This window comes from Brachybacterium sp. HMSC06H03 (assembly GCF_001807385.1).
Taxonomy (GTDB): domain Bacteria; phylum Actinomycetota; class Actinomycetes; order Actinomycetales; family Dermabacteraceae; genus Brachybacterium; species Brachybacterium conglomeratum.
Map to the genome: position 1 here is coordinate 1 of NZ_KV788705.1, position 2,612 is coordinate 2,612.

The window sequence follows — 2,612 nt, forward strand, 5'->3', positions numbered from 1 at the left end:
CGCTGCGCGGCGGGGGCGGTGCGGGCGGCGGCGCGGACCCAGGTCCACGGGTCGGCGGCCTCGTCCCGGCCCGCGGAGCCGAAGGCGAGCGGGGTGCCGTCGCTGACGAGGTCGAGGAAGGGGGCATCCTCGGTGACGGGGGCGATCACCTGCACGCCCTCGCGCGTCCCCGTCGGCCCGGGCAGGCGCAGCACGATCCCGTGCGCGCCCGCGGCGGCGTCGCCGGCCGGGTCGGGATCGGTGCCGTCCGCGGTCGCGGCGGCATCGACGAAGCCGGGGGTGACCAGGCAGCCGGTGGCGTCCACGCGCTCGGCCTCCGGGTGGAGCACGAGAGCGCTGTCCTCGGGGCCGGTCCAGGCGATCAGCCCGTCGGCCACCAGCATCGCGGAGGCCTCCGGGTCGTCCGCGCTGTACAGGACGATGCCGGTGTAGAGGACGGGCGCCGTGGACTGCGAGGGGGGCCGTGCAGGCTGGTTCTGGGCACTCACATGTCTCATCCTCCCCGCTCCCCCTGGGAGAACGCTCATCGGCCGATCTCCTGGGCGACCAGGCCGCGGCGCACGCCGTCGATCGCGGCGCGCGCGGTCCTGCCCAGGCGCTCGTCGGCGGTGAGCTGGTCGAGCAGGTCGATCACCTGACGGCAGTGGCGCACGAAGTCGCCCGGCGGGAGGTCGTTGCCCTCGAGCGCGGCGGCCAGGTGCGCGCCGCGCGCCCAGCGGTGCACGATCGCCGCGATCGCGGGATCCGGCGGGAGGGTGGGGTCGATGCCGTGCCGCGCCTCGGCGGACTGCAGCTCGGCCGCGATCCTGCTGGAGGCCTCGAGCGCCGCGCCGACGGCGGGATCGGCGATCAGCTCCGGCGCACGGTCGTCACGGCGGGTCTCGTGGACGGCGGCGGAGACCACGGCGGCGAGCCCCGCCGCGTCCAGGCCGTCCCATGCGCCGTGCTCGAGGCATTCGGCGATCAGCAGGTCCCGGTCGCTGAACAGGCGTCGCAGCCGCATCCCGCTCGCGGTGGGCACGAGCTCCTCCCCGTCCTCGCCCGCGTGCTCGAGATACCCGAGCTCGAGCAGCAGGTCGGTGAGGCGGTCGAAGCGGCGGGCCAGCGAGCTGGTGCGTCCGCTGATGCGGCGCTGGACGCCCTCGAGCTCTCCGCGGGACTTCCGCCACCGGCCCACCCAACGCAGATGCGACTCTAGGTCGGGGCAGGCCGCGCAGGGGTGCTCCGCCAGCTGTGCGCGCAACTCCTGGAGGCGGGGGTCCTGGGCGGCGGTGGAGGGGGTGCGCCCGGCGCGCCGGCGCACCTCGCGGCGGGCGTCGTCATCCTGGCCGGCCAGGCGCTGTCGGAGCGCGGAGGCGGTGTCCTTGCGCACCTTGCCACTGCCGAGCGCCTCCGGGCGCGGCAGGCGCAGGGTGTCGATGACCGCGGGCGGGGAGGGCACGTCCCCGGGGCGGAGGCTGCGGCGGCGTCCCTCGGTGTCCAGCAGGTCCACCTGGGGGCCGCCGAGGACGTGGCGGTCCACGTCGAGCACGACGGCGTATCCGCGTCGCTTCCCGCCGGGCAGCGCGATGATCTCGCCGCGTCGCAGGTTGCCGAGCACGCTGCGGGTGCGGTCGCGGTCCGCGGCGGCCCGGGCCTGGGAGAGCTCCTTCTCCCGCGCGCTGATCGCCTCCTGGATCCCGGCGTACTCGAGCAGGTCGCCGCGCTCGCAGGTCACCGCCGCACGGTAGTCCTCGACGGTGTCCTCGAGCTCGCGGGCGCGCCGGGCGAGGCCCACCACGGAGCGGTCCGCCTGGAACTGGGCGAAGCTGGTCTCGAGGGTCTCGCGGGCGCGGGAGAGGTCGAAGCGGTCCAGCAGGTTCACCGCCATGTTCGGGGTGGGGCGGAAGGCGGAGCGCAGCGGGTAGGTGCGGCGCGAGGCGAGGGAGGCGGCGGCCGGGGCGTCGAAGCGCGGCCCGCCGACGATCACGGCATGCCCCTCGGTGTCGATGCCGCGCCGTCCCGCACGTCCCGTGAGCTGGGTGTACTCCCCCGGTGTGAGGTCGGCGTGCTCGACGCCGTTGAACTTCACGAGCTTCTCGAGCACCACGGAGCGGGCCGGCATGTTGATGCCGAGGGCGAGGGTCTCGGTGGCGAAGACGACCTTGAGCAGCCCGCGGGCGAAGAGCTCCTCGACGAGGGTCTTCAGCAGCGGCAGCATCCCGGCGTGGTGGGCGGCGTAGCCGTCCAGGACGGCGCGGCGGAAGGCGCGCAGGCCCAGCACCTCCTCGTCCTCGACGCCGATCTCGGCGAGGCGCTCGTCGAGGACGGCGCGGATCTCGCCGCGCTCGTGGTCGTCGGTCAGGCGCAGGCGGGCCCGGGCGCACTGCTGGACGGCGCCCTCGCAGCCGGCGCGGGAGAAGATGAACATGATCGCGGGCAGCAGCGCGGCATCATCGAGCACCTCGACCACCTCAGGGCGGCGCATCGGACGGCCACCGGCCCCGCCGCGAGAGCCGCCGTGCCGACCGCCCTCGTGGCGCGAGTCGTCACGTCCCGAGCCCGGACCGTGGTTCCGCGGGCCCCCTTGCTCGCCGCGGGGATCCCCGAAGCGGGCGATCGCCTCCTCGACC

The 2,612-nt window shown here is 75.6% G+C and carries 1 protein-coding gene and 1 pseudogene; both read right to left on the minus strand.

The genetic code is table 11. The annotated features are described in order from the left end of the window. Positions 1–497 (minus strand): annotated as a pseudogene (locus HMPREF3159_RS04540) (hypothetical protein); the annotation flags it as partial. A 26-nt stretch (positions 498–523) separates the two neighbouring features. Then, positions 524–2,467: a helicase-related protein gene (locus HMPREF3159_RS04545; RefSeq protein ID WP_246821477.1), complete on the minus strand. Its 1,944-nt coding sequence runs from the start codon at positions 2,465–2,467 to the stop codon at positions 524–526. Between the last annotated feature and the right edge of the window lie 145 nt (positions 2,468–2,612).

Coding starts and splice junctions, on each gene's coding strand:
- HMPREF3159_RS04545 (WP_246821477.1), bottom strand. CDS start 2,467: ATGCGCCGCCCTGAGGTGGTCGAGGTGCTCGATGATGCCGCGCTGCTG.